This is a genomic window from Halorussus sp. MSC15.2 (assembly GCF_010747475.1).
Classification (GTDB): domain Archaea; phylum Halobacteriota; class Halobacteria; order Halobacteriales; family Haladaptataceae; genus Halorussus.
On record NZ_VSLZ01000002.1, the window covers coordinates 786,044 to 812,391 of the forward strand.

A 26,348-nucleotide genomic window follows, 5' to 3' on the forward strand; every position below is an offset into this window, starting at 1 on the left:
ACGGACAAACCCGTCCTCGCCTCCTCGCGTCGGTACCGCCAATCTCTTTCTCGTCGTCGCGGTCGTCTGCCGGCGATTATTTCGACCGAATAGTCCACCGACTGTTCAGCCCCGCTGCGCTGGTCGAACGACGGTGAGCGACGGTTAGTAGACACTCTTCCGTCGCTAGTATCTCTAGGCTTCGGGCGTAATCAATACACTCCCGGAAATATTTCAACTATAAAATACAAGGAATTATATGTCTGTGGTTGTAGTTTTCGAATGGGATGACAGACAATGACAACCGGATGTCGAGGCGAAACGTTCTCAAAGTCGCCGGTGCCTCCGTCGCCACGGCGGCGGGGTCCGGACTCGCGGCGGCGAAATCCGACGATACCGTCGAGGTCAACGTCGGGTTCGCGTCCGGACGGGGCCGCCAGAAGGCGCTCGCGACCGCAGACGACGTGGTCCGAAAGTTCAACTCCATCGACGTCGTGACCATCCGCGCCACCAAACATGCCGTGCAGGCGTTGGACAAGAACCCCAACATCCGCTACGTCGAGGAGAACGGGACGATGCACGCGCTGGCCCAGACCCTGCCGTGGGGGCAGGACCGGGTCGATTCCGACGTACTACACGCCAACGGCGAACTCGGAAACGGGGCCGACATCGCTATCATCGACACGGGCATCGACGACGACCACCCAGACCTGACCGACCATCTCGGTAAGGGGAAGGCGTTCGTCTCCTGCAACACGAGAGGCGGCTGTCGGTACGGTGCGAAACCGGCCGACAACACGTGTAACTACTCGTGGACCGACGACAACAACCACGGCACCCACTGCGCCGGTATCGCGGCGGGCGACGACAACAGTCAGGGTATCGTCGGTGCGGCACCCGACGCGACGCTCCACGCCGTCAAGGTGCTCGACAAGTGCGGCAGCGGTTCGTTCTCCGACATCGCGGCCGGTGTCGAGTACGTGGCCGACCAAGGCTGGGACGTCGGGTCGATGTCGCTCGGTGCCAGTTCCGGTTCCTCCGCGCTGAAGGACGCCGTGCAGTACGCGACCGACAAGGGCGTCTTCCTCGTCGCCGCCGCGGGCAACTCCGGGCCCTGCTCGGACTGCGTGGGTTACCCCGCCGCCTACTCCGAGGTGATGGCCGTGAGTTCGACCGCCAGCGACGACAGCCTCTCGGACTTCTCCAGTACGGGTCCCGAGGTCGAAATCGCGGCCCCCGGTACCGACATCTACTCGACCATCGCGTCGAACGCGGGGTACGACACCTACTCGGGCACCTCGATGGCCTGTCCGCACGTCGCGGGTGTCGCGGGTCAACTCACGTCGAACGGGACGACCGGCAGCGACATCCGGACCCAACTCAAGAACACCGCCGAGAACATCGGTCTGGCCAGCAACGAGTCCGGTGCGGGCCTGCTCGACGCCGCGGCCGCGCTCGGGTACGACTCCAGCGACGACACGTAAGCACCGCCGTTCCTACCACGACCTCTTTTCCGGTGATTGGACGGCCGGTCTGGGTGACGCGTCTCCTCCAGTCGACTGTATCCAACGCCGTCGGTTCACGTCGCGACGACCGGCTCATTATAATTTACAATGTATATTTCTAGAATAAAACTTTATTGCACAACTCGATAATAGTAAAACTGCGATGCTCGATGCAAATAATGGCGTGTCTCGACGAAAAGTTCTACAAACTGCCGGTGGCTCGCTGGCCGCTCTCGGTGCGACCGGGTTCGCCGCAGCCAAACCCGACGACACGGTCGAAATCAACGTCGGATTCAAGTCCGACAAGGGTCGCCAGAAGGCGCTGGCGGCCGCGAACGACGTAGTTCGGGAGTTCAACTCCCTCGACGTCGTCACGATTCGAGTTCCGAAGCGCGCCGCGACCGCACTCGACGCGAGTCCGAACGTGCGCTACGTCGAAGAGAACGGGACGATGCACGCGCTCGCCCAGTCGCTCCCGTGGGGCGTCAACCGAGTGGACGCCGACCGCACGGCCGCGGACGGAAGCGGTGCGGACGTCGCTATCATCGACACGGGTATCGACGGAAACCACCCCGACCTCGAAGCGAACCTCGGGGCGGGCGCGGCGTTCACCTCCTGTAGCTCGTGGTCCGCCGAGTGTACCTACAATTGGGGCGACGACAACGGTCACGGCACCCACTGCGCCGGTATCGCCGGTGGGGTCGATAACAATCAGGGCGTCGTCGGCGTCGCTCCCGGCGTCACCCTCCACGCCGTGAAGGTCCTCGGCTCCAACGGCGGCGGCCGGTACTCCGACATCGCGGCCGGTATCGAGTACGTGGCCGACCAAGGTTGGGACGTCGGGTCGCTCTCGCTCGGCGGGAGCGCGTCCAGCACGATTCGCGACGCCGTGCGGTACGCCGACAGCCGAGGCGTCACGCTCGTCGCCGCGGCCGGCAACTCCGGTCCGTGTACCGACTGTGTCGGCTACCCGGCCGCCTACCCCGAGACCATCGCGGTCAGTTCGACCAATTCCAACGACGGCCTGTCGAATTTCTCCTCGACGGGTCCCGAGGTGGACATCGCCGCGCCCGGTAGCGACATCTACTCCACCTACGTCGGTGGCGGCTACGACACGCTCTCGGGTACCTCGATGGCCTGTCCGCACGTCGCGGGTGCCGCGGGCATCCTGCGCGCGCAGGGCTACTCCAACGCCGCGGCGAAAGACCGCCTCCTGAGTACCGCCGAGGACATCGGTCTGTCCAGCAACGAGCAGGGCAACGGACTGCTCGACGTGGAGCGAGCGGCGAACTGACGTCCGCGCCGGCTCCACTCGGTAAGCGATTCGCGACCCGGGAGTGTGCCCGACGACTCCGTCCGACGTGAGGTTCCGTCACTGCAAGCTCCCGACCGTAACTTCGTCGGCGTACTCCCACTCCGTTTTCCGTGCGTGTCTATCGACGAGAGACGGCTACGCGTTAATTACAAAACTTTAGTACCGAAATTATTTTATCGGCCGAGTCTCTCTAGTCGATAGATGTCTCCCAAGCAACCACTCACGCGACGCACCGTGCTGAAGACGACCGGCGGGTCGCTCTTCGCAATCGGGTCGGGCGGTCTCGCCGCCGCCGACCCCGGAGACGGAGTGCGAGTCAACGTCGGCTTCGAGTCCGAGAGCGGACGGCGGGCCGCCCGGGAAGCCGCGGACGAGGTGGTCCGCGACTACGCCTTCGACGCCGCGACGCTTCGCTTGCCGAAGCGCACCGCCACCGCCCTGTCCCAACGCTCGGACGTTCGGTACGTCGAACGCGACGGAACCGCGCACGCACTCTCGGCCTCGTGGGGCCACGACCGCATCGACGCCGACGTGGCGAACGCGAACGGCTTCACGGGCGACGGTGCCGACGTGGCTATCGTCGATACCGGACTGCCGTGTGACCACCCCTGCCTCCCGAACGTCGGTACCGGGAAGGCGTTCACCGACTGCGCCTCGAACTGCTGTGCGCCGTGGGCCGACGACAACGGACACGGGATGAACGTGGCGGGCATCATCGGAGCGAGCCAGAGTTGCGACTGTACGACCGGCGTCGCGCCCGACGCGACGCTCCACGGCGTGAAAGTGCTGAACGACCGGGGGAGTGGCTCGTACTCCGACATCGCGGCCGGTATCGAGTACGTCGCCGACCGAGGGTGGGACGTCGCCAACATCAGCCTCGGCGGGAGTTCCGGGTCGTCGGTCCTGAAAGACGCCTGCGAGTACGCCCAGAGTCACGGCGTCCTGCTCGTCGGTGCGGCGGGCGGGAGCGGTCCCTGCGACGACTGCGTGGGCTATCCCGCCGCTTACTCGGAGGTCGTCGCCGTGGGCGCGACCGACCGCAACGACGCGCTCGCGTCGTTCTCCAGTCGAGGGCCGGAGATAGAGGTCGTCGCGCCCGGCACGGACCTCCGCACGCTCGGGTCCGACGGGTCCTGCCCCATCTTCTCGGGTACGTCGTTCGCCACCGCCCACGTCTCGGGCGTCGCCGCCCTCCTGACGGCCGAGGGGCGTTCTAACACCGACGCTCGAACCCGGTTGCGCGACACCGCCGAGGACCTCGGCCTGTCGAGCGACGAGCAGGGCTACGGACTGGTGGACGCGGCCGCGGCAGTCGGTTTGGATTCGAGTGACGACTGACCGACGAAAAGTTTTCAGTCCCTCGCACTGCAGTAGAAAGTATGACTCTTCAGAGTTCCGTCAGCGCGACGGTCGAGTCCGACCGCGTCGCCTTCGAGTACGTCGTCGAGAACGTCGGCGACGACCCCGCCGAACTGACGTTCCGGAGCACCCTGACAGCCGATTTCGCGGTTCTCGACGGCGACGAGGAGGTCTGGCGGGCGAGCGAGGGACAGATGTTCGCCCAGATGCTCCAGAACGAGACCATCGACTCCGGTGACAGCGAGACCTTCTCCGGCGAGTGGGACGACCCCTCTCCCGGCGATTACACGGTCGTCGCCGAACTGAATACGACCGACGGCGACGCGGAAGCGCGGACCGACTTCTCGGTGTGAGGGCGACCCCGCTGGAGTTGTCGAGGCGATTACCAAATCGCGTTTCAGCGAGAGTTGAAGGTGGTCGTCGCCGAACTCACGACCGGAGGAACGACTCGTGGCGCCACCGAACATCGAATCGTATCTCTCGCGCATCGGACTCGACCCGAGAGCGGTCCGGACCGCCGACCGGGACACCCTCGAAACCGTCCAGCGAGCGCACGTCACGTCGGTCCCGTTCGAGACCCTCGCCGTGACGGGCGACCCCTTCGGACCGGACCCGGGAGAGGGAGTGACGCTGACCCTGCCGCACCTCTACGGGAAAATCGTCGGGCGCGAGCGCGGCGGGTTCTGCTTCGAACTCAACGGACTGTTCGGGTGGTTGCTCGCGGAACTCGGGTTCGACGCCGACCGAATCGCCGCCCGGATGCTGAGCGACGACGGAGACCCCCGACCGCCCGCGAACCACCACTCGCACCTCGTGGACCTCGGCCGTCGGTACGTCGTGGACGTGGGATGCGGAGTCCCGTCGATGCGACGGCCGCTCCCGCTCGACGGAACCGCCGTCTCGGACGCCGCGGGCGTCGAGTGGCGCGTGGTCGAGAGCGAGCGCCCCGACGCCGACTACCTGACCCAGTGCCGGAGTCCCGGCGACGAGGAGTGGACCGACCGCTACGTCTTCGACGCGACGCCCCGGAAACTCTGCTACTTCGAGGCCACCTGCGACTACCTCGCCACCGCGCCCGAGTCCGGATTCACCGGCGACCCGACCGTCTCGATTGCGACCGAGCGCGGCCACCTGAAGCTCTCGCCGGAGAAACTGACGCGCTCCGAGCGCGGCGACCGAAGCGAGTGCGAGATTACCGAGGACGAGTGGGACGACCTGCTCGAATCGGAGTTCGGCCTGCGATACGGCTCGGTGTGAGTGGCCTGCGACTCCACCGGAGACCCCCGGCGCGTGCGAGCGCGACCCTCGTGGTCGCGTCCATCCGCGCGAGGGACGAGCATCGCAGCGACCGGAGGGAGCGAGAAGCGCAGGAGGTTGGGGAGGAACGAGGCACACGGTTGCGGTGCGGGCGGTGCGGTACTCATTGGAGTCGGCAGCAGCTAGCTCTTCCGTCGGATTCTAGTCACTCGGCTCTGACTGCACGCCCTACTGTTCAGGTTCCCCGTCATCCTCATTCGACTTACTGCGCCGACGCGCGTCGTCCCAACCGCGTTCCGAAACCCCCTAACCCGCGGACCACCGACGACCGGACATGCAAGGCGAACCCGAGGTGGCGGTCCTCCGACTGGGCCATCGGCCGGGCCGCGACGAGCGGATGACGACCCACGTCGGCCTGACCGCGCGGGCGCTGGGGGCCGACCGCGCGATTCTGGCGGGCGACGCCAGCAAGTCCCGAGGCACCGTCACGGACATCACCGACCGCTTCGGCGGTCCCTTCACGGTCGAACTCACCGACAGTCCGAAGGCCGTCATCCGGGACTGGGAGGGGCAGGTCGTCCACCTCACGATGTACGGCGAGCGCGTACAGGACGTGGAAGACGAGATTCGGGCGGCACACCGCGGCGAGCGCGGTGGGAGCGCGGACAGTGAGGGCGCGGACGGCGACCCCGTCCTCGTCGTCGTCGGGTCCCAGAAGGTGTCGTTCGACGTGTACGAGGCCGCCGACTGGAACGTCGGCGTGACGAACCAACCCCACTCGGAGGTGGCCGGACTCGCGGTGTTTCTGGACCGACTGTTCGATGGCCGGGAGTTGGAGCGCGAGTGGGAGGACGCGGACCGGACCGTGATTCCCAAGGCGACCGGGAAGAAGGTCGTTCCGACCGACGAGGAGTAACGAGACCGCTCGGCGCGCGACCGGTCCCGAGACCTACACCCGAGTCAACCGACCGTCGAGGCGAACGTCCAGTCCCTCCTCGCGGGCGTACTCCACGATGGCGTCGTACTGGACGCCGAACGACTCGACCACGTCGTCCGGCCGAATCGGCTCGGAGCCGTACTCGACGACGTAGGCGTTCGTGGCGACCGAGTAGTCCTCGTCGGGGGTCACCGGCTTGCCGTCGAATCGAACCTCGCGAAGCTCGGCTTCTGCGGTATCGTAGACGACTTCGAGGCCCGCGAAGTGGCCCGCCCAGAGCCGGCCGCGTTCGTCGTCGGGCGTGAAAACCGTCTCGACCAGTTCCCGGAGGCGCGCGCCCGGAACGACAGCGGTCTGGAGTTCCCCGCCGAACGGCGAGACGCCGACGAGGTCCGCGACCGTCACATCCCCGGCGAGCGGGTCACCGTCCCGGAGGCCGCCGGACTGAGTGTAGGCTACGTCTGCGCCGGTCGCCCATCGGTAGGCGTCTGTGACGAGGTTGGCGACGCGGCACTCCCCGCCGAGGCGGCGGTCACGGGTACGCGGAATCGGTTCCGCGACGGTGCAGACGACCTCGGTGAGTCCCGTGGCGTCCATCCGGTCGCGGAGCGCGTCCGCGACCCGGTCGTCACGCGGGTAGTCGGCGACGGCGCGGCGAGTCGCGGTCGCGCCGTCGCTCTCCCCACTGCCGAGTTCGACCTCCCAGACGACCCGACCGTTCGCCCCCGGCCGGACGACGAGGGTCCCGTCGATTCGGTCGCGGCGCTCGCTGTGGACGTGCCCACCGAGGACGGCGTCCACGCCGTCGAGTCGGGCGACCGCGTTCTCGGTCTCCGCCCGGAGGTGTGCGAGGACGACCACGTGGTCGGTCCGTTCGCGGAGGTCCCCGAGCGCCCCGCGGACCGCCGCAACCGGGTCGGTCGCGGAGAGTTCGCTCGCGCCGGCCGCGATGTCGGGCGTCCGTGGGTCCGTGACCCCGACGAACCCCACGCGCTCGGAGTCTCGTTCGGCGTCACCGTCGCCCACTTCGACCACGGCGGTCGGGTCGGCGTCGGCGAACCGGCGGTGGTCGGTCTCCGCGGGGGTCGTCCCGTTCTCGCCGGAGCCACCGGGGTCGGCGTCGGCCGGGTAGAGGTTCGCGGTAATCCACCGCTGTGGTGATTTCCGGAGTATCTCCCGGAGCGGTTCGGTTCCGAAGTCGAAGTCGTGATTGCCGAACGTCTCGAAGTCGGGGGCGACCGCACGGAAGAAGTCCAGCGCCTGCCGGCCCTCGGTCTGCATCGCGAGGACACCCGGCGCGGTGTTGTCGCCGGTCCCCACGACGACGGTGCGGCCGTCGCGGAGCGCGTCGATTGTTCCGGCGAGACGACCCACGCGTTCGGGGTCGTCGTACGCGTTCTCGATGTCCGAATAGTGGAGGACACGGATGGTCATCAGGCTGAATTGTCTACCGTCGTGCAAGTAGCTTCGGTTAACCGACCCGCTGGCCGAGAACGTCGCGTACCCGATGGTTTTAAACGCTCCAACGCCCCAGTGTACGATAATGGCTTTTGAGGACTTACTGGAGGACCCAGTAATTCAGAAATATCTTCACGAGTTGGTCGGTCCGAAGGGAATGCCCGTCGCCGCGGCCCCGCCGGACGGCGAAGTTACCGACGAGGAACTCGCCGAGGAGTTGGACCTCGAACTGAACGACGTTCGGCGCGCGCTGTTCATCCTCTACGAGAACGACCTCGCCACGTACCGCCGCCTGCGCGACGAGGACTCCGGGTGGCTGACGTACCTCTGGACGTTCCAGTACGAGAACATCCCGGACAACCTCGAAGAGGAGATGTACCGACTGCTAGACGCGCTCGAAAAGCGCCAAGAGTACGAGTACCAGCACCAGTTCTACCTGTGTGAAGTCTGTTCGATTCGGTTCGAGTTCGGCGAGGCGATGGACTTCGGGTTCGAGTGTCCCGAGTGCGGGTCGCCGCTCGAATCCATGGAGAACAGCCGTCTCATCGACGCGATGGAGCACCGAATCGAGAACCTCCGCGAGGAACTCAACGTCGAGAAACTCGAAGAGGCCGAGGCATAGATGGTCGTACTCGCTACCAAGGTCTACGTACAGGGCGACGCCCGCGAGCGCTCGCTCGACGCGCTCCAGTCGCTCGTCGGCAACGAAATCGAGGACCTCGACGTGGAGTACACGGTGGGCGTGCGCCGCGACGACTTCGCGGTCGTCACCATCGAAGGAGACGACGAGGTGGTCGCGCGTAACGTCCTCCGAGAGGAGTTCGGTGAGATTACCCCCGACTTCGAAGTCGGGGAGACGTACGTCGGGACCCTCGAATCGTGGGACGAGGACGGGTTCGTCCTCGACGCGGGCGAGGACGTTCGGATTCCCGCGGGCGAACTCGGACTCGGGCAGGGGACGCCCGTACAAATCGTCGAGCGCTTCGGACTCGTCCAGCACGTGCCCCTCCGGTTCGTCTACGGCGGCGACGCGGCCGATTCCGAGGCGGAAGACGCCGACGCGGACGGCGCCGACGAGAGCGAGACGGGTCGCCACCGACTGGCCGACGAGGAGCGCGACCGCCTCTACGAGTGGACGCGCGGCGCGGGCCGGGTCAACGTCAACAGCGCGACCCGCGGGGAAGTGCGCGCGACGGTCAACCGCGCCGGCCACGCTCGAGACATCGTGACGGTCGAACGACTCGGACTTCTGGAGCAGAGCATCGTCTGCAAGGACGAGACCGACCCGCCGGGGCTACTGGCGGCCATCGGCGACTATCTCCCGGCGGAGATTCGTTGCGTTATTCCATGAACAGACGACTGCTACTCGCCCTCGCGTCGGTCGCGCTGCTCGCCGCCACCGCTGGATGTACGGGCATCTTCGGCGGCGACCAGATAAGCGAGAAGCGTCTCGCAGGCGACGCGAACGCGACCTACGACTGGAACAACTCCGCCGCGGTCACGCTGAACGTGACCGGGGGCGAGTACAAGGCGGTGTACACCTTCTCGAACCGCTCGGAACTCAACCTCTTCGAGCGGGAGTCGCTGGGCGAGCGCACGCCGGTTCAAATCGGGACGGTCCGGTTCCGGTATCCGAACGGCACCGTCGTCTCGCTCGGACAGGAACACGTCGAGAAGAAGAAGTCCAAGACGGTCGTCTCGCTGCCCGCCGACAGCGGCAAACTCGCCTACACCGCGGACCACCGCGGGAAGTCGTTCAGCACGCCGGTCTACGTCGAGGACTCCCACGAGGTCATCCTCCCGGAGGGGATGCGGGTCGGGACGCCGATTCTGAGTCAGGTCCGGCCGACTGCGACGACACCACGACGATAGACGGGCGCGTCCACCTCACGTGGGCCGAGGTGACGACCGACAACCTGACCGTTCGGTACTACCTCGCCCGCGACCTCACTATCTTCGCGGGCATCATCGGCGCGAGTATCCTCGTCGCATTGCTCGGGGTGGCCTACTTCCGCCTCCAGATTCGGCAACTCGAACGCGAGCGCGAGGAGATGGGTCTCAACGTCGATACCGGCGACGACGAGTTCGACCAAGGTCCGCCGCCGGGAATGGGGTAGCGCCGTCTCGCTGGCCGCCGGACGCGCTACCTCCGCAATCTCCAGCGACTGGCCGCGGTAACACCCTCTTTTTATCTTCGGAACCCCTACTCGACGCCATGCAGGTAGCCCTCGTCACCGTCGGCGACGAACTGCTGACGGGCGACACCGTGAACACGAACGCCGCGTGGTTGGGCGAGCGACTCGCCGACCGCGGCGCGAGCGTCGAGCGCGTCGTCGTGGTCCCCGACCGCGTGGCCGACATCGCCCGCGTGGTCAACGAACTCCGGGCCGAGTACGACGCGGTCGTGGTCACCGGCGGTCTCGGTCCGACTCACGACGACATGACGATGGAGGGGGTCGCGGCCGCGGTCGGCGTCCCGGTCGAGGAACACGACAAGGCCGTGGCGTGGGTGACCGACCACACGGACTACGAACACGGCGACCTCGTCGAGGGGACGACCCACCTCCCGAAGGGGTCGCGGATGCTCCCGAACGAGGAGGGCGTTGCTCCGGGGTGCGTCATCGAGGGGGTCTACGTCCTGCCGGGCGTCCCCGCGGAGATGCAGGCGATGTTCGAGACCGTCGCCGACGAGTTCTCCGGCGAGTACCGCCACGTCAGGACCGTCGAAGCCGACGAACCCGAGAGCGCGCTGGTCGAGCGCTTGGCGGAACTCCGCGACCGATTCGACGTGACCGTCGGAAGCTACCCCGGCGACCACGTGCGACTCAAGTTACGGAGTACGGACGAAGCGGAACTCGAACGCGCGGCGGCGTGGCTCCGCGAGCGCGTCGAACCGACCGAAAACTGAGTTCTCTCTCGGCCCGAATCGATGTGCTGGTTCCCCGACGCCGAGTGACCCCGAAACTATCGGTAGAAGTACGCCAGCCACGCGGCAGTAATCAGGAGTCCGAGGACGCCAGTGACGATACCTGCGGCGTTGGCCGGGACCGACGCCGATTCTGCGAGTACGAACATGCCCGACGATTCCGGTGCCGGTCCCTTAACGCTTACCAAGCCCGCCGACACGCGCAGCCTCCGCCGGCCGAAACGTCTCGTTTCTCGCGCGAACAGTCGGTGTAACCTGACGTTTCTTTCCCGCCCGAAACCAGTTTTTTCGACACTGTACGGTCGGAAATACACGGTTGCCCGATTGAACAATCGCTAACGGTCGGTCCGGTTTATCCCTATCTCCGACGAACCGACGAGTGCCCGTAAGTGGCGTCTCGGCAGTTAGGAGGCGCTTATACGGGGGAGTGAGAAATCATGTCCGAACAGTATCAACAGCCGACGGGAAGCATGGGACAGCAAACGCACGGGCAGATGGGCCAGCAGACACAACCGATGCAGGGGTCACAGCAGATGGGCGGCATGCAGTCCGGCCAGATGGGCGGAACCCAGACCGGTCAGAGCCACCAGATGACCCACCATCGCGTCGGCCAGCAGTTCGAGTCCGAGATGACTCCAGAACTCACCGAGGCGCTCGAATCCTTCGACCGCGTGGTCGAGATTGCCGAGTGGTGCGCCGACAAGTGTATCGAGAGCGGGCCGCAGATGGCCGAGTGCGCGCGACTCTGCGAGGACCTCGCGGACCTCGCGTCGCTGAACGAGAAGTTCATCGCGCGCGACTCCATCAACGGTCCCGAAATCGCCGAAGCGTTCCTGCGGGTCGCCCAGCAGGGACTTCCGATTCTCCAGCAACACCAGCAGATGCCCCACGTGCAAGAGACGTACGAGGCGGTCACGCAGGCCATGGACGCGACGGAGAAGCTCCTGCACTCCATCGGCGGCACTCAGGGCCAGACGATGGGTATCCGGGAGCAAGTTGGCCAGCAGGGCGGACAGATGGGTCAGATGGGCCAGTCGTTTCAGGGCGGTCAGTCGTACTGAGCATCGACTGAGACTGCGTCGATAGCGTCTCTTTTTTCGGTACGTGCGCTCGCGGCTGCCGCAGACAGAGTACAGAGAGGAACTCCCGGTATCGGACGGTTTTTGCGCCCGACGTGCGTAGTTCCGGTCATGCGAACCATCGGCGTCGTCGTCAATCCCATCGCCGGAATGGGCGGCCGAGTAGGGTTGAAAGGCACCGACGGGAAGGTGGACGAAGCCCGCGAGCGCGGTGCGGAGGCGCGCGCCCCCGACCGCGCCGTCACGGCCCTGCGCGCGCTGGCCGAGCGCGTCGATTCCGAGGACGTCGAACTCCTGACCTACCGCGGCGAGATGGGTGAGCGCGAGGCCCGGGACGCGGGACTCGACCCCCGTGTCGTCGGCGGTCCCGGGGTCGAAGATACGACCGCCGAGAGCGCCGCCACGACCGCCGCGGACACCCGCGCGGCGGTCCGGCGATTCGTCGCCGAGGAGGCGGACTTGATACTGTTCGTCGGCGGCGACGGGACCGCGGTGGACGTGGCCGAAACGCTGAACGAAGAAGGGGCCGAGATTCCGATGCTGGGCGTTCCGGCGGGCGTGAAGGTCTACTCCGCGGTCTTCGCGGTCACGCCCGAGGCCGCGGGCCGGGTCGCCGCCGACTTCGACCGGTCAGAGACCCGCGAAGTCAACGACATCGACGAGGACGCCTACCGCGACGGCGAGGTCAGGGCCGAACTGAAGGCGGTGGCCGAGGTGCCCGTCGCGGAAGACCTCCAGTCGAGCAAGCAGGTCGGCGGCGGCACCGTCGAGAGTCTCGCCCTCGGAGTCGCGGAGGATGCCCGAGCGGACGAGGGTGCGACGTACGTTCTCGGACCGGGTGGCACCGTGGGCGCGGTGAAATCCGAACTCGGCTTCGAGGGGTCGCCGCTCGGGGTTGACGTGTGGCGCGACGGGGAGGTTCTCGCGGCCGACGCCAGCGCGGACGAGATACTGGCGCACCTCGGCGAGCGGAACGTCGTCGTGGTGTCGCCCATCGGCGGGCAGGGGTTCGTCTTCGGCCGCGGAAACGACCAGATTTCGCCCGCGGTGATTCGTCGCTCGGACGTGGAGGTCGTCGCCTCGAAGCCGAAACTCGACGGTATCGGTGTCCTCCGCGTCGATACCGGCGACGACGAGGTGGACGACTCCCTGCGCGGGTGGCGGAAGGTGCGTGTCGGTCGGTTCGAGCGCCGGATGATGAAGGTCGTTTAAGGGACACTAATCGACTCCTAGTGAAGTTTAAGGTCATGGGGGGTCGAGAGGACACACATGGAAACCCGAAAGGTACAGCGGTTGGGTCCCTCGACGCTGGCGATGACCCTGCCAGCGGAGTGGGCGTCGGAGAACAACGTCGAGAAGGGCGACGAGGTCTCGCTGCGCATGGGCGGGAAGGGGACGCTGACCGTCCTGCCGGAGTCGGCCCACACCGAGGAGTCCGAAGCCGTCATCCACGCCGAGAATCTGGACGCGGACGCGGTCGAGCGGGCCATCGTCGCCCAGTACGTCCTCGGACGGCGAGTCATCCACGTCGAGAGCGAGGAGACGCTGGAGAGCGCCCACATCAACGCGGTGTACAAGGCCGAGACCCAACTGATGGGTCTCGGGGTGGTCGAGGAGACGCCCGACAGCATCGCCATCCGGTGTTCGGTCGACCCCGAGGACTTCAGCCTCGACAACCTGCTCGAACGCCTCGAAAATACCGGTTCGACCATGCGCGGCGAGGCGGTCAAGGCGCTCGCGCACGGCAACCCGGACCTCGCCGAACGCGCGTTGAATCGGGAGCGACAGGCCAACAAGATTTTCGTCCTGTTGCTGCGCCTCATCTTCACGGCCTACCAGAATCCGACGCTCGCCCGGGCCGTGGACCTCGACAGCGGGTTCCCGCTCATCGGCTACCGGTCCATCGCCAAGAACCTCGAACTCACCGCGGACAACGCCGAGGACATCGCCGAAATCGCGCTCGAAGCGGAGGGCCACACGCTCGAAGTGGACGGCCAGACGATGCGCCGCATCCGGGAGTTCACCGACCAAGTGGACGAGATTACCGCGAAGGCGGTTCAGGCCGCGGTCGAACGCGACTACGACAAGACCCTCGAAGTCCGGACGCTGTTCCACGAAATCGGCGACCGAGAGAGCGAGATTCTCTCCGACCTGCCGGAGATGGACAACGACGCCCTGCTGGCGGTCCGCGAGGTGCTGGTCAGCCTCCAGCAGACCGCGCAGTACGCCATGCGGAACGCCGAAATCGCGGCCAACCTCGCGCTGAACGAGGAGAGCGAACACACGACCATCAACTGACCGGTCTCTTTTCGGCGGTCGCTGCTCGGTCTCGCCCACGGGACTCGACCGTCCTCCGGCGGGGGACTCCGACTCGGCAACAATCGCTATCACGTCGGGGACGCAAGCGTTTGTATGGGTATCGTCGACTCGCTCAAGCGGATGGTGACTTCGGACGGCGAAACCGGCGTCGAACTGAAGTGTACCGAGTGCGGCGAGACGTTCGAGCGGCCGCTCGACCACTGTCCGAACTGCGGGTCCGACGACGTGAAGGAGGTCGGTGGATTCGACATGCGACCGGACACGTAACCTCTACACGCCGAACGCACCCGCTTCGTCCGTCGTCACCTCGAAGCGCGCACCCCCGTCCGTACTCTCGGTCACGTCGATGCTCCAGCCGTGAGCCTCCACGATAGCCTCGACTACCGCGAGTCCGTAGCCGGTCCCGTCGGACGCGCTCGAACGCCCGAACTCGAACACCGCCTCCCGGTCGCCGGTGGGAATTCCGTCGCCGTCGTCTTCGACGTAGAACCCGCCAGCATCGAGGAGACCGACGCGGACGGTTCCGACAGCGCCACCGTGTTCGACGGCGTTCCGGAAGAGGTTCTCGAACGTACGCTGGAGTCGGTTCGCGTCGGCCTCGAAGTGACCGTTCGTGACCACGCTGAGTGTCGTTTCACCGGTCGGAACGGTTCCCCACGCCGACTCTGCGACCGACTGCAAACCGACTGTATCAGTTTGTTCGACGGTCTTCCCGTGACGGGCCAGCGACAACGTCTCGGTGACGAGCGTATCCATACGGTCGTGAGCGCGCTCGACGGCCTCGAAGTGCTCCTCGTCGCCGGTCTCGCGGGCCAACCCCAGGTGCCCGGCGGCGACGTTGAGCGGGTTGCGGAGGTCGTGACTCACGATACCTGCGAACTGGTTCAGACGCTCGTTCTGGGACTCCAACTTGGCAGTCTGGCGGTCTAACCGCTGGTTTCGCTCCTCCAGTCGCGCGGTCAGTCGCTTCAGTTTCTCGTTCTGGCGGCGGAGTCGGAGATACAGTCCAGTCAACACCGCGTTCCCCGTCGCGCCGATGGCCACGAGATTTAGCGTCGGGTATCCGTTCATCTTCGGAATCGGACCGCCGAGACTGATGACGAACACGAGCCAGAAGTCGATGAGGACGAACAGCGCAGCGCCTCCCACCAGTCCGAGCGACACGATTCCCACGTCGCGTCCCGCGACTCCTCGACGCCGAAGGAAGACGCCGAAACCGACGAGTACCAACGCTAGCAGAGCGGGAAGCGCTCGCTCGACTCCGTTCACCGCCATGCTGCCCGACGCCGTCAGCAAGTCCGCCACCACGACGACCAACAGGAGACATCCCAGAGCGGTAACGGACCACTGCAGGACGGTCTCACGACTACTCATACGTGGCGGTGACGACGATTCTCCATTAAACCATTGATGAATAGTGAAAGTTGTCGATAATATACGATTCCACTCTGGAACTCTACGCTTGCGGAAGCGGCCGAGCGCGTCAGTCCGCGCTGACTACTTCGACCTCCTCGGTATCAGCGTCGGATTCCTCGCTCGTCTCTGCGGTCTTTTCGGCTGTCAGGGGGTTCCGGCGCGTGATACCGCAGTCGAAGGCCGGATGCTCGGCGAAGTGGCGCACCAGCATGTGGCGGCGCGACCCCGTGATTCCGGTCCGACCGACGTCGTCGGCCGTGAACTCGTCGGGGAGTCGGTCGAACAGTCGGCGCAGGACCCCGAAGCTCTCGAACACCTTCGAGTTACCCGCCGAATCCGCACCCCTCCGTGCGACTTCGTAGCTCCCGTCTTCGCGGTGGACGCCCGCGGTCCGGAAGAACTCCCGTCGCCGAGTCAGCGCGTCACCGACCGCCTCCTGCAGGTCGGTAGCCTCGTCTCTACTCAGTTCGTAGTCGTGGCCGTCGACCGCCAGAACTATCGATTCACCGTCTCGTCGGATCGATACGTCGTTCTCATCGCCCGAGAAGAACTCGATCAGGAGCGTCTACACTCCGTGTCATACGAACGTATCTCACGTTGCCGGGTATAAAATTCTATCGACGGGTACGAATTTCTGCGCTCGCCGTCGTCGTCCCCGTGTCGTCATCGAACGTCGGACAGGTCTCGCGAGAGGAGTCCGTCGTCGGTGGTCGTGGTCTCACCGGCGGACGTGGTGGTCTCGCTTCCGCCCGAGTCGGTCGTCGTCTCGTCCGCTGTCGTCGCGGTTCCGCCGTCCGAGGCCGTCGTGGTGGTGTCGGTCGTCTCGTTCGTCCCCGTCCCGTCGCCGCCAGCGGTCGTCTCGCTGGTGTTATTCGCGTCGTCGGACTCACCTTTCGTTCCGAAGATGTCCGTCTCGATGGTCTCGGTGTAGGTCATCCCGTCGAGCGGGACGCGCACCGTCTCGCCGCCCAACTCGATTTTCGCGTAGAAGTCGATGCGGAGGCGAGTTACCTGCTCGTTCTCGAGGTGCGAGACCCACCACTCGTCGAGCCGCTGGTTCCGAATCGCGGTCCGGGTCTCGATGGTCTCGGTGGTGCGGCCCTCGACGAGGTGGCCGGTCTGACTCGACCCGTTCCCCACCGTGACGTCGTTCATCGTGATGGTGTACCCGAGTTCCGTGATGGCCATCGGGAGCCGTTTGGCGTTGTAGACCGTGAACCGCATGTCGATGGGCGTCTCGGATTTCGTGACCTCGCCCCACCGAGCGCTGGTCTCGTTGACGTAGCCGACCGGGTCCGAGACCAGCGGTTGGCTCGCGTTGATGGGTCGGGTCTCCGTGGAGTTGAACTGCGAGATGATGTCCGTGGAAACCTGTCGTTTCACGGGCGGGGCTTGGACCGTCCGGCCGAGGGTGTTCGAGCGAACGGAGGCGTCTACCCGGAGCGTCGTCTGCTCACCGTTCCGGACGTGACTCGCCCACCACGTCGGAATCTTGTCGTTTCTCATCCGCGTGCTGAACTCGACGGTGTTGTTCCCGCTGTCGAACGAGAGACCGTTTTTGGTCCCGGACGCCATCGCTACGTCGTTCATCCGCACGTCGTAGCGCACCGACACGCCGCCGAGATTGACGCCCACCGGGTTCGGGTTTTCGACCACGAGTTCGGTCCGAATCTCGGTCGTCTCGTCGGTCACGTTGCCGAAACTGTTCTGCGTGCTGGTGACGCTCGGCGTCCCGAGGACGCCCAGCGTGAGACCGCCGCCGACCACGACACCGACGGTCAGCAGTAGTGTCAACAGGACACGTAGCTTACTCCCCAGAAACGCCGACTTTAACATCCCCGCCATACCCGGTAGCCGTCGCTGGGTCGGGTAAAAGCTACCGACACCGACTCGGAGTAGAATGAACTAAGTTGCGGCCGCGGGAAACGCCGGGTATGGCCGAAACTGAGACGGTTGCGAGCGACAAGGGTATCGGACTCGCCACGCTGTTCACGCTGCTGGCGGGCGGGGCCACTATCGCGATGTTCGTCGCACCGGGCACTGAACTCGCCGCGTGGGGTTTCGCCGCCGCCGTGACCGCCGGCGTCCTCGCCGTCGCCGCGGTCCACATCTACTGGTAGTAACGGGGTGTTCCACGTCGTCACTGGCACGTTGGTCGCCGCGGTAAGTGATTCAATTTTGCCGGGAAATCGTTAAGGGTCCTAATCCCCTAGACGGTGTTGAAGATGACCGACTACACCGACGAAGAGCGACGAATCGTCGCGTATCTCCGCGAGAGCGTCTCCAAAGGCGAGCGCTACTTCCGCTCGAAGAACATCGCCGAACAGCTCGGTCTCTCGTCCAAGCAAGTCGGTGTCAGACTCCCGGAACTCGCAGAGAAGACCGAAGAGGTGGACATCGAGAAGTGGGGGCGGGCGCGCTCCACCACTTGGAAGGTCACGCCGGGCTAGTTCGGGGTGGAGCCGATGGATAGGATGGTCCGGGGCGGAAGCGACGGGAGGTCCGGCGGGTTTTTGACACCGCGGTCCGAACTACACGTATGACAGTCCGGGTAGAGCGAACGTTCGATTTAGCGGTCTCGCCGGAGAACGTGTGGAACTTCATCGCGGACCCGGAGAAACGCGCGAGCGTCATCAGCGTGGTCTCGGACTACGAGCAGACTGGTGAGAACACGTCTATCTGGCACATCGAACTTCCGATTCCGTTCCTCGACAGGACCGTCCCCGTCGAGACCGAGGACGTGGAGCGCGACCCGCCGCGCTACGTGAAGTTCGTGGGGCGGTCGTCGGCCCTCCGCGTAACCGGTGAACACGAGATTCAGGAAACCGAGAACGGGAGCCGACTGGTCAACCGATTCACCGTCGAGGGACGGGTCCCCGGCATCGAACGTTACTTCAAGAAGAATCTCGATGAGGAACTCGACAACCTCGAAACGGCGCTTCGAGGGGAGGCGACGGCATGAGAATCGCGCTCGCGCAACTCGACATCGAAGGCGGGGCGGTGGAGGACAACTGCGAACGCGCCGAGGCGGCCATCGCCGAGGCCGCCGACGAGGGTGCGGACCTCGTTTCGCTCCCCGAGATTTTCAACGTGGGCTACTTCTCGTTCGACACCTACCGACGCGCGGCCGAACCCGTCGAAGGACCCACGCTCACTCGTATCGCAGACACCGCACGCGAACACGATATCGGCGTGCTCGCGGGAAGCATCGTCGAGGACCTCGCCCGGACCGAGAGCGTCGAGACGCCCGCCGACGAGGGACTCGCCAACACCTCCGTCTTCTTCGACCGGGACGGCGAGCGACTCGCGGTCTACCGCAAACACCACCTGTTCGGCTACGAGTCGGCGGAGGCCCAGATGCTCGTGGCCGGCGAGAGCCTCGGTATCGCCGAGTTCGAGGGTGCGACGGTCGGGATGACGACCTGCTACGACCTCCGATTCCCCGAACTCTACCGCTCGATAGCGGCCGAAGGCGCCGACCTCGTGCTGGTCCCGAGCGCGTGGCCGTACCCCCGCGTCGAACACTGGAAACTCCTGCCGCGCGCCCGTGCGGTCGAGAACCAGTTCTTCGTGGCGACCGTCAACGGGTCGGGCGACTTCGAGGACGCGTCGCTGCTCGGTCGCTCGACGGTGTACGACCCGTGGGGCACGACGCTGGCGGGGACGGGCGACGACCCGGACCTCGTCGTGACCGACGTGGACCTCGACCGTGTGGAGACCGTTCGCGAGGAGTTCCCGGCGTGGCACGACCGGCGGACGTAACGTCGCGGTCGAATTATCGTTCGGACTTCCGGTAACGTAAGTTCGGCTACCGGAGTTACGCAGTCAACGAGGTGAGATGACGCGTCCAGTGACCGAGACCCGTCAATCGGTAGCAACAACGTTCTCGCTCTCTATCTCGCGGCCACAAGAATGAAACCCCCAAAATTAATTACGCGTCGGAATAACATAGACAATAATAGGTAAATGGCTAAAGCAACAACCGGTACCGCCGCTCCCGACGTGGGTGGGGAGACCCCGCCGAGTCCCTCTCGGGAGGTGATGTTCGACCTGCTCGGCAACTCGCGACGTCGGCGAGTCCTCCGGCACCTGCTGGACGAACGGGAGATAACCCTGACCGACCTGAGCGCGCGCATCGCGGCGTGGGAGAACGACACCAGCGTCACCGACCTCTCGTCTCGCCAGCGAAAGCAAGTGTACTCGTCGCTCTACCAGACGCACATCCCGCGACTGAGCGAACACGGCATCGTCGCGTACGACGCCGACGACCGAATCGTCAGACTGACCGGCGACGCCGACCGACTCCGCCGGTTCCTCGACGTGGACGGACCCGAACGCGGCCACTTCTCGTATCAGTGGAGTCGCTACTTCCTCTGGACCGCCGTGGTCGGGAGCGCAGCCATCGCGGGGAACTGGCTCGGCACGACCCCGGCGACCCATCTCGGCACCGGCGAACTCTACGGCCTGCTCACGGTGACGTTCATGATGCTCAGCGTCTCGTTCGTGATGGCCGTCGAGGGCCAGAAGTTGCTGGGCGTCGGCGACTGACCCCGTCTCTCTTCTCGCGGTCCGAGTAGACGTTCGCCCGTAGGAGTACTATCGAACACCGAGTCTCGCGGTAGTCAGTGGATATGGGCGCGGACCGTGCGTCCGAATCGGCGCGTCCGGACGAAACGAAAGAATCTACCCCGCTAGTCGTTGCTCGCGGGGAGATTGCTGATTAGACTTATTCGACCACGCGACGACGGGTCTCGTAGTCTAATCGTCGCTCTCGGTCTTGATGTCGGCGGACAGTCCCTGCGCCATCTCGATGTCCTTCGAGTTGTTCACGGTCCACGCCGTGCGCTCGGTGACGGCCTCGATGGCCTCTCGGGCGCTGGGGTAGCCGTTGCCGGACTTCTTGACCCCGCCGAACGGCAGTTGGACCTCCGCGCCGATGCACGGCAGGTTACCGTACGCGAGTCCGAGTTCCGCCTCGTCGCGGAACTGGTTGACCTGCCGGTAGTCCTCGGAGATGACCGCACCCGCGAGTCCGTAGGGCGTGTTGTTGTGGATTTCGATGGCGCGGTCCATGTCCCCGGAGTACTCGATGAGGGCGACGTGCGGACCGAAGACCTCCTCCTGCAGGCAGCGGAGGTCCTCGTCGTAGTCGATTTCGTAGACGAACGGACCGACCCAGTAGCCGTCTTCGTGGCCGTCCGGAATCTCGTCGGCGTCGAGTTCCTCGCGGTCGACGAGGACGTTCGCGCCCTCCTCACGGGCGAGGTCGTTGTACTTGCCGAACTTCTCGACCTGCTCCTCGTTGACCATCGGCCCCATGAAGGTGTCTTCGTCGAGGGGGTCGCCCACGGAGACGTTCCGGGCGAGTTCGACGTATCGCTCCTTGAACTCGTCGTACACGTCCTCGTGGACGATGAGGCGCTCGCTGGAGACGCAGCGCTGGCCCGTCGTCTTGAACGAGGACATCACGGCCGAGTGGACCGCGATGTCGAGGTCCGCGTTCTCGGTGACGACGATGCCGTTCTTGCCGCCCATCTCGCAGGCCGCGAGCTTTCCGGGTTCGCCGCCGACCTTGCTCGCGATTTTGTGACCGACTTCGCTGCTCCCCGTGAAGAGAATCGTGTCGGCGCGGTCGTCCTCGACGATGGCGTTGCCCGCGTCGCCGAAGCCCTGTACCATGTTGAACACGCCGTCGGGAATGCCGGCATCGACCATCATCTCGGCGATTATCTGACCGCACCACGGCGTCTGTTCGGCGGGTTTCCAGACGACCGTGTTGCCCTCGACCAGCGCGAGCGCCATGTGCCAGAACGGGATGGCGACCGGGAAGTTCCACGGCGTGATGCAACCGACGACGCCGCGGGGCTTCCGGCGCATGTAGGCGTCCTTGCTTCCGATTTCGCTCGGGACCACGTCGCCGTGGGGGTGGCGGGCGTTGCCCGCGGCCCACTCGACCATGTGCGCGGCCTCGACCACGTCGGCCTTCCCTTCCGAAATCTCCTTGCCGCACTCCTTGGTCACGATTTCGCCGAGTTCGTCGGTGCGGTCTTTCAGTTCGTGGTACACGTCCCAGAGGTACTCCGCTCGGTCGATGTACGAGAGGTCCGCCCACTCGTCTTCGGCCTCTTTCGCGGCCGCGAAGGCGGCGTCTACGTCGTCCTCGGTTCCGCGATGGAACTCGCCGAGAACTTCCTGATTCGACGGGTCCACGCTCTCGAACGTCTCGTCGCCCGTTCCTTCCGTCCACTCGCCACCGATGTAGTGGCCGTACGTCTGCTCGCTGGCTTGCTGGCTCATGCTCACTCATAAGTTCTACGGGTACGGTAAAAAAGGCATTCAATCGTCTCGGTCGCCGATACCCTCGGTTTCCGACGGTACGGTGTCCCCGTCTCCGATAGCGGTGTACCGCTCGCAATCGAAAGTGGAACCGGCCTACGGCATAAATTTCTACGCTAGAAAGAAAAAATTAAGTCTAATGAATTTGTATCCATAGGTGGGCATGATGAACCAAGCAACCGACGGACTCGTCTCGAACAAGCGCCGAGACGCACTGAAAGCGATGGGTGCTGCGGGCGCGGCCACCGTCGTCGGTTCGACCGGCGCGGCGGCCGCCGGTCCGACGGCGGTCATCGACGCCGACCCGCTTCCGCTGGAGGCGGGCGAGTCGTTCACGCTCGACGCGAGTAACTCCGAGGGAGACATCCAGAGCTACGAGTGGTACCGCCGCAACTGGGAGTACAGTCAGAGCTTCTCAGACAGTCCCAGCGCCACCGGAAAGACGTTCACGGACTCGTACACCGACTCGCCGTTCGGCTTCAAGCTAGTCGTCACCGACAGCAACGGCAACACGGACGAGGAGATACTGAACGTCAACGTCCGGCCCCAAGGGAGTATCACACCGACCCCAGTCATCGACACGCCGAACCCGAACAACGAGCGTCACTCGTTCAGCGGTCGGTTCTCGACCACGCCGCGCGGTGACATCCGGAGCTACGAGTGGAACTTCTACAACGCGGCCTACCACGACTCGTTCGAGAGCGAACCGGACTACACCGGACCGGACTGGAGCATCGCACTGGCGAGCGGCAACACGTGGAAGATTCGACTCCGCGTCACGAACACTGACGGCCGAACTGCCGAGAAAGTCATCACCTACGAGACGTAGCGACCGCCCGACGCGGTGGGTCACTCGCCGTTCGCGTCGGCCAACTTTTCGATTTCGCCTTTGACGCTCACGGCGTCGAAGTCGTGGTCGGGTCTGATGTTCACGAAGTCGAGGAACTCCCGGGCCGCCAGCAGTTGCTCGGGCGTGTAGTGTTCGGCGGCGGACTCGACCGCCGTCCGCGCGCCGATGAGCGGTTCGAGCGCCGCGAGCGCGCACGCGAGGTCGTACGACCGAGCCTCCTCGATGGCGTCTTCTCGGACGCTGGTCGCGTCGATGAAGTAGACCTCCCCGTCCTGTAGCAGGACGTTCTCGCCCCGGAGGTCGCCGTGGGCGAGTCGGTTGTCGTGCATCACCGACAGCGCGCCGAACACCTCGGGCGCGAAGCGCTCGACCTCCTCGGTCCCGAGGTCGTCCAGAATCCGGAACTCCGGCAGGTACTCCATCACGAGGACCCCCATGCCGTCCACCTCGAACGCCTCTATCGGCGCGGGGACGTTCAGTCCGATTTCGCGCATCCGTCGAGTCGCCTCCAGTTCGTGTTCGCACATCTCCATCGGGTCCGCGAAGTGCTCGAAGAAACCCTCGGTGCCCGACGAGAAGGCTCCGAGGTTACGTGCGCCGGTGAAGAGGGCGTGAACCAGCGAGTTCTGGCCGGTCACGATTTTGACGAACCACTCGTCGTTGACCACGCAGGGCGTCGAGAGCCAGTTGTCGGCGTCGAGGAACTCGATACGGAGTTGCGGCTGGTCGTAGCGTCGTGCCATCTCGTCGAACACGGCTTCGAGTCGCTCCCACTCGATGGTTCCTCGAACCAACCGCCGGATGCTCATCGGACGCGACTAAGCGTCCGGCCGTGAAAAAGCCACTTGCCCGAGTCGGTCCCGTCCCGGAGTCAGACCAGCGAAGCGACGACCGACGCGACGTAGCCGAGGACCGCGAGCGCCGCCAGCACCAGAATCGACCGGAGCGACGGAAGCGAGTCGGTCCCGAGCAATGACCGGACGGATACCGTGACCGACGACCACCACACCTCTAAGCCACCCCACACCGCGAGTAGACCCGCTAGCGCGAGCGCTGCCAGTACGTCGTAGAACCCCATCCACCACGGGAAGAAGTAGCCCAGCAGTCCGTTCTGAACTCCGATGGGGACCACTCCGCGTACTGCCTCCTCGAAGCGGTCGGCGACTCCGTCTGCACTCGACTGGGAACGCGAACGGAGACCTGCCTTCGCGGCGCTCGGCCCGCCCGCACTCTCGTCGCCGGTCCCCAAGCGTTCGGCCTCGTAGGCCCGGTCTATCGAGAGCGTCCACGTGACTTCGCCCTGCCGGTCGATTTCGAACACGCGGTCGCCGATGGTGTCGGTGACGAGCGTGTGACCGTTCGGCAGGCGGTCGGCGTCGCGGGGCCACTGCATCCGCTCGTCGGACCAGACCCACGTTCGCTCCCACCCGGCCTCGGTCCCGTTCCCGCCAGTTCGTCGGTACTCCACGAGGCGGTCGTTCTCGGAGTCGGCGACCACGACCGCCGGACCGCCCGCGGACGCCGGGAGGTAGTCCGGGTTGTGCTGTTCGCGGAGGACGCTGTAGTCGTTCTCGCTTCCGAGGGTCCAGTTGCGGACGATGCCGCGATTCCGGTCGAGGAACGCCACTTTGTCCTGATTTCGCAAGTCCACCATGACGCGGCCGTCGCGGAGCATCTCCACGTCGTTGAGGTGGACCCAGTCCTTGTCGTAGCTCCCGCCGCTGGTTATCGGCAGGTCGCTCTCGGCGGTCCACGTCCACTCGCGCACGCCCGAGGACGTGTTGACGACGAACGCCGCCTCGTTGCCGATATCACCGACGAGAATGTGAGTGTCGTTTATCACGTCCACGTCGTGCCATCGACCGCCCTCCATCCGGTGACTGTAGAGTCGGGTTCGCTCGCCGGTGGTCATGTTCAGACGCTCGACGACGTTTCGGCGGCAGTCGCCTCGGTCTTCGAGAAGGGGACCACCGCCGCAGACCGACTCGTTGAGCCACTTCGTTGCGACGTAGGTGACCGTGCGTGTGCGGTTGGGACTCGGGTCAACGTCCCAGTAGGAACTGTATCGGTCGGAGTGATAGAGGACAGTTCCGTTGGAACGAAACGCGACGATTTCGCCGGACAGGTCGCGCATATCACCGCGCTGGACCGTGACGACGGTGACCCCCGACCGGGGACCGACGACGCGCTCTCGCGCTCCCGCCTGCCGGTCGGCCGACCGTTCGTACCGCTCGTTCGGAGAGACTCCGGCAGTCACGAACCCCAACGCTAGCGCGATGACGAGTCCGAGGGCGACGACGCCGAGGAGGGCGCGAGTCGGCGTGCGAACGTTCACGAGGGCGGGATACGACGAAGGACGATAACAGCGTTTCGGCGGTGTCGGCGGCCGAAACCTGTGTGTGGGTTCGGAGATTTTATATCGCCACTCGCGCAAAAATTGCGTATGGATTTCAGCCTTCCCGACGAACATCAGATGATTCGGGACGAGGTGCGTCGGTTCTGCGACGAAGAAATCGAACCTATCGCACAGGACATCGAAGGCGAGCACCGCTTCCCCGAGGAAATCTTCGACCAACTCGCCGACCTCGACATGATGGGCGTGCCCGTCGCCGAGGAGTACGGCGGACTGGACGGTGACCAGTTGCTGTACGCGCTCGTCACCGAGGAACTCGGACGAGTCTCGGGTTCCATCGGTCTCTCGTACGCCGCGCACGTCTCGCTGGCCTCCAAGCCCATCGAACTGTTCGGCACCGACGAGCAGAAAGAGCGCTGGCTCCGTCCGCTCGCGGAGGGCGAGTACCTCGGGTCGTGGGCGCTGACCGAACCCGGGAGCGGGTCGGACGCCAGCGACATGGACACGATGGCCGAAAAGGACGGCGACGAGTGGGTCCTGAACGGCACGAAGCAGTTCATCACGAACGCCAACGTCGCCGGGTCGGTCCTCGTCAAGGCCGTCACGGACCCCGACGCGGGCTACGACGGCATCTCGACGTTCATCGTGGACCCCGAGGAGGACGACGGCTTCGAGGTCACGACCGTCTGGGACAAGATGGGGCTGAACGCCTCGCCGACCTGCGAAATCAAACTCGATAACGTCCGCCTTCCCGAGGACCGCTTACTCGGCGACGAGGGTGAGGGCTGGGACCAGACGAAGAAGACCCTCGACGGCGGTCGCATCTCCATCGCGGCGCTCTCGACGGGTCTCGCGCAGGGCGCGTACGAGGCCGCCAAGGAGTACAGCAAGGAGCGCGAGCAGTTCGGCCAGCCGATATCGAAGTTCGACGCCATCCGCAACAAGGTCGTCTCGATGGACCGCAAAATTGAGCGCGCCCGCCTGTTGACCCATCGGGCGGCGTGGAAGTACGACCAAGGCGAGTCGGTCAGCCACGAGAGCGCCCTCGCCAAACTCGACGCCAGCGAGGCCGCCCGCGAGGTAGCCGAGGAGGCAGTGCAGACACTCGGCGGGTACGGATACACCGAGGACTTCGCGCCCCAGCGGTTCTTCCGCGACGCGAAGCTGATGGAAATCGGCGAGGGAACTAGCGAAATCCAGCATCTCGTCATCGGCCGCGAACTCGGTCTCTGAACGTCTGCGTCCTCGCGGAAACGAAT

Annotated in this window: 27 protein-coding genes and 1 pseudogene; 21 read left to right on the forward strand and 7 right to left on the reverse strand. The window is 65.2% G+C overall.

Features of this window, described 5'->3' with window-relative positions; genetic code table 11:
* Nucleotides 1-266 precede the first annotated feature (266 nt).
* The 6 genes from FXF75_RS11100 to FXF75_RS11125 all read left to right on the forward strand — a co-directional run bounded on the left by FXF75_RS11100 (nt 267) and on the right by FXF75_RS11125 (nt 6,331).
* Nucleotides 267-1,463, forward strand: a complete 1,197-nt coding sequence (locus FXF75_RS11100; protein ID WP_163521923.1) for a S8 family serine peptidase — start codon at nt 267-269, stop codon at nt 1,461-1,463.
* Nucleotides 1,464-1,647: 184 nt separating this feature from the next.
* The gene (locus FXF75_RS11105; RefSeq protein WP_163521924.1) at nt 1,648-2,778 is read left to right on the forward strand and encodes a S8 family peptidase; all 1,131 of its coding nucleotides are present in this window, start codon (nt 1,648-1,650) and stop codon (nt 2,776-2,778) included.
* Between the two features lie 222 nt (nt 2,779-3,000).
* The gene (locus FXF75_RS11110; protein ID WP_163521925.1) at nt 3,001-4,137 is read left to right on the forward strand and encodes a S8 family serine peptidase; all 1,137 of its coding nucleotides are present in this window, start codon (nt 3,001-3,003) and stop codon (nt 4,135-4,137) included.
* A gap of 41 nt (nt 4,138-4,178) precedes the next feature.
* Entirely contained in the window at nt 4,179-4,511 is a 333-nt protein-coding gene (locus tag FXF75_RS11115) for a BsuPI-related putative proteinase inhibitor (RefSeq protein WP_163521926.1), read from the forward strand.
* A gap of 97 nt (nt 4,512-4,608) precedes the next feature.
* Nucleotides 4,609-5,415, forward strand: coding sequence for an arylamine N-acetyltransferase (locus tag FXF75_RS11120; RefSeq protein WP_163521927.1), 807 nt, complete (start codon nt 4,609-4,611; stop codon nt 5,413-5,415).
* A gap of 334 nt (nt 5,416-5,749) precedes the next feature.
* On the forward strand, nt 5,750-6,331 hold the full coding sequence (locus FXF75_RS11125; protein ID WP_163521928.1) for a tRNA (cytidine(56)-2'-O)-methyltransferase: 582 nt from the start codon (nt 5,750-5,752) through the stop codon (nt 6,329-6,331).
* A gap of 33 nt (nt 6,332-6,364) precedes the next feature.
* On the opposite strand, the gene FXF75_RS11130 is transcribed toward FXF75_RS11125, so the two are convergent.
* Nucleotides 6,365-7,786, reverse strand: coding sequence for a bifunctional UDP-sugar hydrolase/5'-nucleotidase (locus FXF75_RS11130; protein WP_163521929.1), 1,422 nt, complete (start codon nt 7,784-7,786; stop codon nt 6,365-6,367).
* Between the two features lie 109 nt (nt 7,787-7,895).
* Here FXF75_RS11130 and FXF75_RS11135 point away from each other — a divergent pair, with 109 nt between their 5' ends.
* From FXF75_RS11135 to FXF75_RS11170, 8 genes and pseudogenes are all read left to right on the forward strand, one after another.
* A complete protein-coding gene (locus tag FXF75_RS11135) occupies nt 7,896-8,432 on the forward strand; it encodes a transcription factor (RefSeq protein ID WP_163521930.1) in 537 nt (178 codons plus the stop codon).
* On the forward strand, nt 8,433-9,161 hold the full coding sequence (locus FXF75_RS11140) for a DUF2110 family protein (protein WP_163521931.1): 729 nt from the start codon (nt 8,433-8,435) through the stop codon (nt 9,159-9,161).
* Nucleotides 9,158-9,927: pseudogene (locus FXF75_RS11145) on the forward strand (DUF5803 family protein). The gene FXF75_RS11140 and the pseudogene FXF75_RS11145 overlap by 4 nt, the downstream one beginning before the upstream one ends.
* Nucleotides 9,928-10,025: 98 nt before the next feature.
* Nucleotides 10,026-10,718, forward strand: coding sequence for a molybdopterin-binding protein (locus FXF75_RS11150; RefSeq protein WP_163521932.1), 693 nt, complete (start codon nt 10,026-10,028; stop codon nt 10,716-10,718).
* A 488-nt stretch (nt 10,719-11,206) separates the two neighbouring features.
* Nucleotides 11,207-11,797, forward strand: coding sequence for a four-helix bundle copper-binding protein (locus FXF75_RS11155; protein WP_205427429.1), 591 nt, complete (start codon nt 11,207-11,209; stop codon nt 11,795-11,797).
* A 129-nt stretch (nt 11,798-11,926) separates the two neighbouring features.
* A complete protein-coding gene (locus FXF75_RS11160; RefSeq protein ID WP_163521933.1) occupies nt 11,927-13,027 on the forward strand; it encodes an ATP-NAD kinase family protein in 1,101 nt (366 codons plus the stop codon).
* Nucleotides 13,028-13,084: 57 nt separating this feature from the next.
* Complete coding sequence (locus tag FXF75_RS11165; protein WP_163521934.1) at nt 13,085-14,113, forward strand: phosphate uptake regulator PhoU; 1,029 nt, start codon at nt 13,085-13,087, stop codon at nt 14,111-14,113.
* 114 nt (nt 14,114-14,227) lie between these two features.
* Nucleotides 14,228-14,401: a hydrogenase maturation nickel metallochaperone HypA gene (locus FXF75_RS11170; RefSeq protein WP_163521935.1), complete on the forward strand. Its 174-nt coding sequence runs from the start codon at nt 14,228-14,230 to the stop codon at nt 14,399-14,401.
* Nucleotides 14,402-14,404: 3 nt separating this feature from the next.
* On the opposite strand, the gene FXF75_RS11175 is transcribed toward FXF75_RS11170, so the two are convergent.
* The 3 genes from FXF75_RS11175 to FXF75_RS11185 all read right to left on the reverse strand — a co-directional run bounded on the left by FXF75_RS11175 (nt 14,405) and on the right by FXF75_RS11185 (nt 17,395).
* A complete protein-coding gene (locus FXF75_RS11175; protein WP_163521936.1) occupies nt 14,405-15,508 on the reverse strand; it encodes a HAMP domain-containing sensor histidine kinase in 1,104 nt (367 codons plus the stop codon).
* 109 nt (nt 15,509-15,617) lie between these two features.
* Nucleotides 15,618-16,016: a hypothetical protein gene (locus FXF75_RS23485; RefSeq protein WP_163521990.1), complete on the reverse strand. Its 399-nt coding sequence runs from the start codon at nt 16,014-16,016 to the stop codon at nt 15,618-15,620.
* Nucleotides 16,017-16,213: 197 nt separating this feature from the next.
* Nucleotides 16,214-17,395: an LEA type 2 family protein gene (locus tag FXF75_RS11185; RefSeq protein ID WP_163521937.1), complete on the reverse strand. Its 1,182-nt coding sequence runs from the start codon at nt 17,393-17,395 to the stop codon at nt 16,214-16,216.
* Between the two features lie 89 nt (nt 17,396-17,484).
* On the opposite strand from FXF75_RS11185, the gene FXF75_RS11190 reads away from it, so the two are divergent.
* The 5 genes from FXF75_RS11190 to FXF75_RS11210 all read left to right on the forward strand — a co-directional run bounded on the left by FXF75_RS11190 (nt 17,485) and on the right by FXF75_RS11210 (nt 20,098).
* Nucleotides 17,485-17,670 carry a hypothetical protein gene (locus FXF75_RS11190; RefSeq protein ID WP_163521938.1) on the forward strand — a complete coding sequence of 62 codons (186 nt, stop codon included), beginning with the start codon at nt 17,485-17,487 and terminating at the stop codon, nt 17,668-17,670.
* A 105-nt stretch (nt 17,671-17,775) separates the two neighbouring features.
* Nucleotides 17,776-18,000 (forward strand): hypothetical protein, encoded by a 225-nt coding sequence (locus FXF75_RS11195; RefSeq protein WP_163521939.1) that lies wholly within the window; start codon nt 17,776-17,778, stop codon nt 17,998-18,000.
* An 89-nt stretch (nt 18,001-18,089) separates the two neighbouring features.
* Nucleotides 18,090-18,512 carry a CoxG family protein gene (locus FXF75_RS11200; RefSeq protein ID WP_163521940.1) on the forward strand — a complete coding sequence of 141 codons (423 nt, stop codon included), beginning with the start codon at nt 18,090-18,092 and terminating at the stop codon, nt 18,510-18,512.
* The gene (locus tag FXF75_RS11205; RefSeq protein WP_163521941.1) at nt 18,509-19,312 is read left to right on the forward strand and encodes a nitrilase-related carbon-nitrogen hydrolase; all 804 of its coding nucleotides are present in this window, start codon (nt 18,509-18,511) and stop codon (nt 19,310-19,312) included. Before FXF75_RS11200 ends, FXF75_RS11205 begins: the two co-directional genes overlap by 4 nt.
* Nucleotides 19,313-19,516: 204 nt before the next feature.
* Complete coding sequence (locus FXF75_RS11210; protein WP_163521942.1) at nt 19,517-20,098, forward strand: DUF2835 domain-containing protein; 582 nt, start codon at nt 19,517-19,519, stop codon at nt 20,096-20,098.
* A gap of 210 nt (nt 20,099-20,308) precedes the next feature.
* On the opposite strand, the gene FXF75_RS11215 is transcribed toward FXF75_RS11210, so the two are convergent.
* A complete protein-coding gene (locus FXF75_RS11215) occupies nt 20,309-21,847 on the reverse strand; it encodes an aldehyde dehydrogenase family protein (RefSeq protein WP_163521943.1) in 1,539 nt (512 codons plus the stop codon).
* Between the two features lie 202 nt (nt 21,848-22,049).
* Here FXF75_RS11215 and FXF75_RS11220 point away from each other — a divergent pair, with 202 nt between their 5' ends.
* Nucleotides 22,050-22,715 carry a twin-arginine translocation signal domain-containing protein gene (locus FXF75_RS11220; protein ID WP_163521944.1) on the forward strand — a complete coding sequence of 222 codons (666 nt, stop codon included), beginning with the start codon at nt 22,050-22,052 and terminating at the stop codon, nt 22,713-22,715.
* Nucleotides 22,716-22,735: 20 nt separating this feature from the next.
* Here the strand turns inward: FXF75_RS11220 and FXF75_RS11225 are convergent, their stop codons facing one another.
* Both FXF75_RS11225 and FXF75_RS22605 read right to left on the reverse strand, forming a co-directional pair.
* Nucleotides 22,736-23,545, reverse strand: coding sequence for an RIO1 family regulatory kinase/ATPase (locus tag FXF75_RS11225; protein WP_163521945.1), 810 nt, complete (start codon nt 23,543-23,545; stop codon nt 22,736-22,738).
* Between the two features lie 62 nt (nt 23,546-23,607).
* The gene (locus tag FXF75_RS22605; RefSeq protein ID WP_163521946.1) at nt 23,608-25,071 is read right to left on the reverse strand and encodes an arylsulfotransferase family protein; all 1,464 of its coding nucleotides are present in this window, start codon (nt 25,069-25,071) and stop codon (nt 23,608-23,610) included.
* 108 nt (nt 25,072-25,179) lie between these two features.
* Between FXF75_RS22605 and FXF75_RS11235 the strand changes: the two genes are divergently transcribed.
* Nucleotides 25,180-26,322: an acyl-CoA dehydrogenase family protein gene (locus FXF75_RS11235; RefSeq protein WP_163521947.1), complete on the forward strand. Its 1,143-nt coding sequence runs from the start codon at nt 25,180-25,182 to the stop codon at nt 26,320-26,322.
* Nucleotides 26,323-26,348: the final 26 nt, after the last annotated feature.

Excerpts from the sequence above, each read along its gene's own strand:
- FXF75_RS11225 (WP_163521945.1), bottom strand. The coding sequence starts at position 23,545 with ATGAGCATCCGGCGGTTGGTTCGAGGAACCATCGAGTGGGAGCGACTC.
- FXF75_RS11105 (WP_163521924.1), top strand. The coding sequence starts at position 1,648 with ATGCTCGATGCAAATAATGGCGTGTCTCGACGAAAAGTTCTACAAACT.
- FXF75_RS11165 (WP_163521934.1), top strand. The coding sequence starts at position 13,085 with ATGGAAACCCGAAAGGTACAGCGGTTGGGTCCCTCGACGCTGGCGATG.
- FXF75_RS11150 (WP_163521932.1), top strand. The coding sequence starts at position 10,026 with ATGCAGGTAGCCCTCGTCACCGTCGGCGACGAACTGCTGACGGGCGAC.
- FXF75_RS11155 (WP_205427429.1), top strand. The coding sequence starts at position 11,207 with ATGGGACAGCAAACGCACGGGCAGATGGGCCAGCAGACACAACCGATG.
- FXF75_RS11100 (WP_163521923.1), top strand. The coding sequence starts at position 267 with ATGACAGACAATGACAACCGGATGTCGAGGCGAAACGTTCTCAAAGTC.
- FXF75_RS11170 (WP_163521935.1), top strand. The coding sequence starts at position 14,228 with ATGGGTATCGTCGACTCGCTCAAGCGGATGGTGACTTCGGACGGCGAA.
- FXF75_RS11235 (WP_163521947.1), top strand. The coding sequence starts at position 25,180 with ATGGATTTCAGCCTTCCCGACGAACATCAGATGATTCGGGACGAGGTG.
- FXF75_RS11215 (WP_163521943.1), bottom strand. The coding sequence starts at position 21,847 with ATGAGCCAGCAAGCCAGCGAGCAGACGTACGGCCACTACATCGGTGGC.
- FXF75_RS11110 (WP_163521925.1), top strand. The coding sequence starts at position 3,001 with ATGTCTCCCAAGCAACCACTCACGCGACGCACCGTGCTGAAGACGACC.
- FXF75_RS11115 (WP_163521926.1), top strand. The coding sequence starts at position 4,179 with ATGACTCTTCAGAGTTCCGTCAGCGCGACGGTCGAGTCCGACCGCGTC.
- FXF75_RS11200 (WP_163521940.1), top strand. The coding sequence starts at position 18,090 with ATGACAGTCCGGGTAGAGCGAACGTTCGATTTAGCGGTCTCGCCGGAG.
- FXF75_RS11185 (WP_163521937.1), bottom strand. The coding sequence starts at position 17,395 with ATGGCGGGGATGTTAAAGTCGGCGTTTCTGGGGAGTAAGCTACGTGTC.
- FXF75_RS11210 (WP_163521942.1), top strand. The coding sequence starts at position 19,517 with ATGGCTAAAGCAACAACCGGTACCGCCGCTCCCGACGTGGGTGGGGAG.
- FXF75_RS11140 (WP_163521931.1), top strand. The coding sequence starts at position 8,433 with ATGGTCGTACTCGCTACCAAGGTCTACGTACAGGGCGACGCCCGCGAG.
- FXF75_RS11135 (WP_163521930.1), top strand. The coding sequence starts at position 7,896 with ATGGCTTTTGAGGACTTACTGGAGGACCCAGTAATTCAGAAATATCTT.
- FXF75_RS11175 (WP_163521936.1), bottom strand. The coding sequence starts at position 15,508 with ATGAGTAGTCGTGAGACCGTCCTGCAGTGGTCCGTTACCGCTCTGGGA.
- FXF75_RS11195 (WP_163521939.1), top strand. The coding sequence starts at position 17,776 with ATGACCGACTACACCGACGAAGAGCGACGAATCGTCGCGTATCTCCGC.
- FXF75_RS11220 (WP_163521944.1), top strand. The coding sequence starts at position 22,050 with ATGATGAACCAAGCAACCGACGGACTCGTCTCGAACAAGCGCCGAGAC.
- FXF75_RS11190 (WP_163521938.1), top strand. The coding sequence starts at position 17,485 with ATGGCCGAAACTGAGACGGTTGCGAGCGACAAGGGTATCGGACTCGCC.
- FXF75_RS11205 (WP_163521941.1), top strand. The coding sequence starts at position 18,509 with ATGAGAATCGCGCTCGCGCAACTCGACATCGAAGGCGGGGCGGTGGAG.
- FXF75_RS11130 (WP_163521929.1), bottom strand. The coding sequence starts at position 7,786 with ATGACCATCCGTGTCCTCCACTATTCGGACATCGAGAACGCGTACGAC.
- FXF75_RS11125 (WP_163521928.1), top strand. The coding sequence starts at position 5,750 with ATGCAAGGCGAACCCGAGGTGGCGGTCCTCCGACTGGGCCATCGGCCG.
- FXF75_RS11160 (WP_163521933.1), top strand. The coding sequence starts at position 11,927 with ATGCGAACCATCGGCGTCGTCGTCAATCCCATCGCCGGAATGGGCGGC.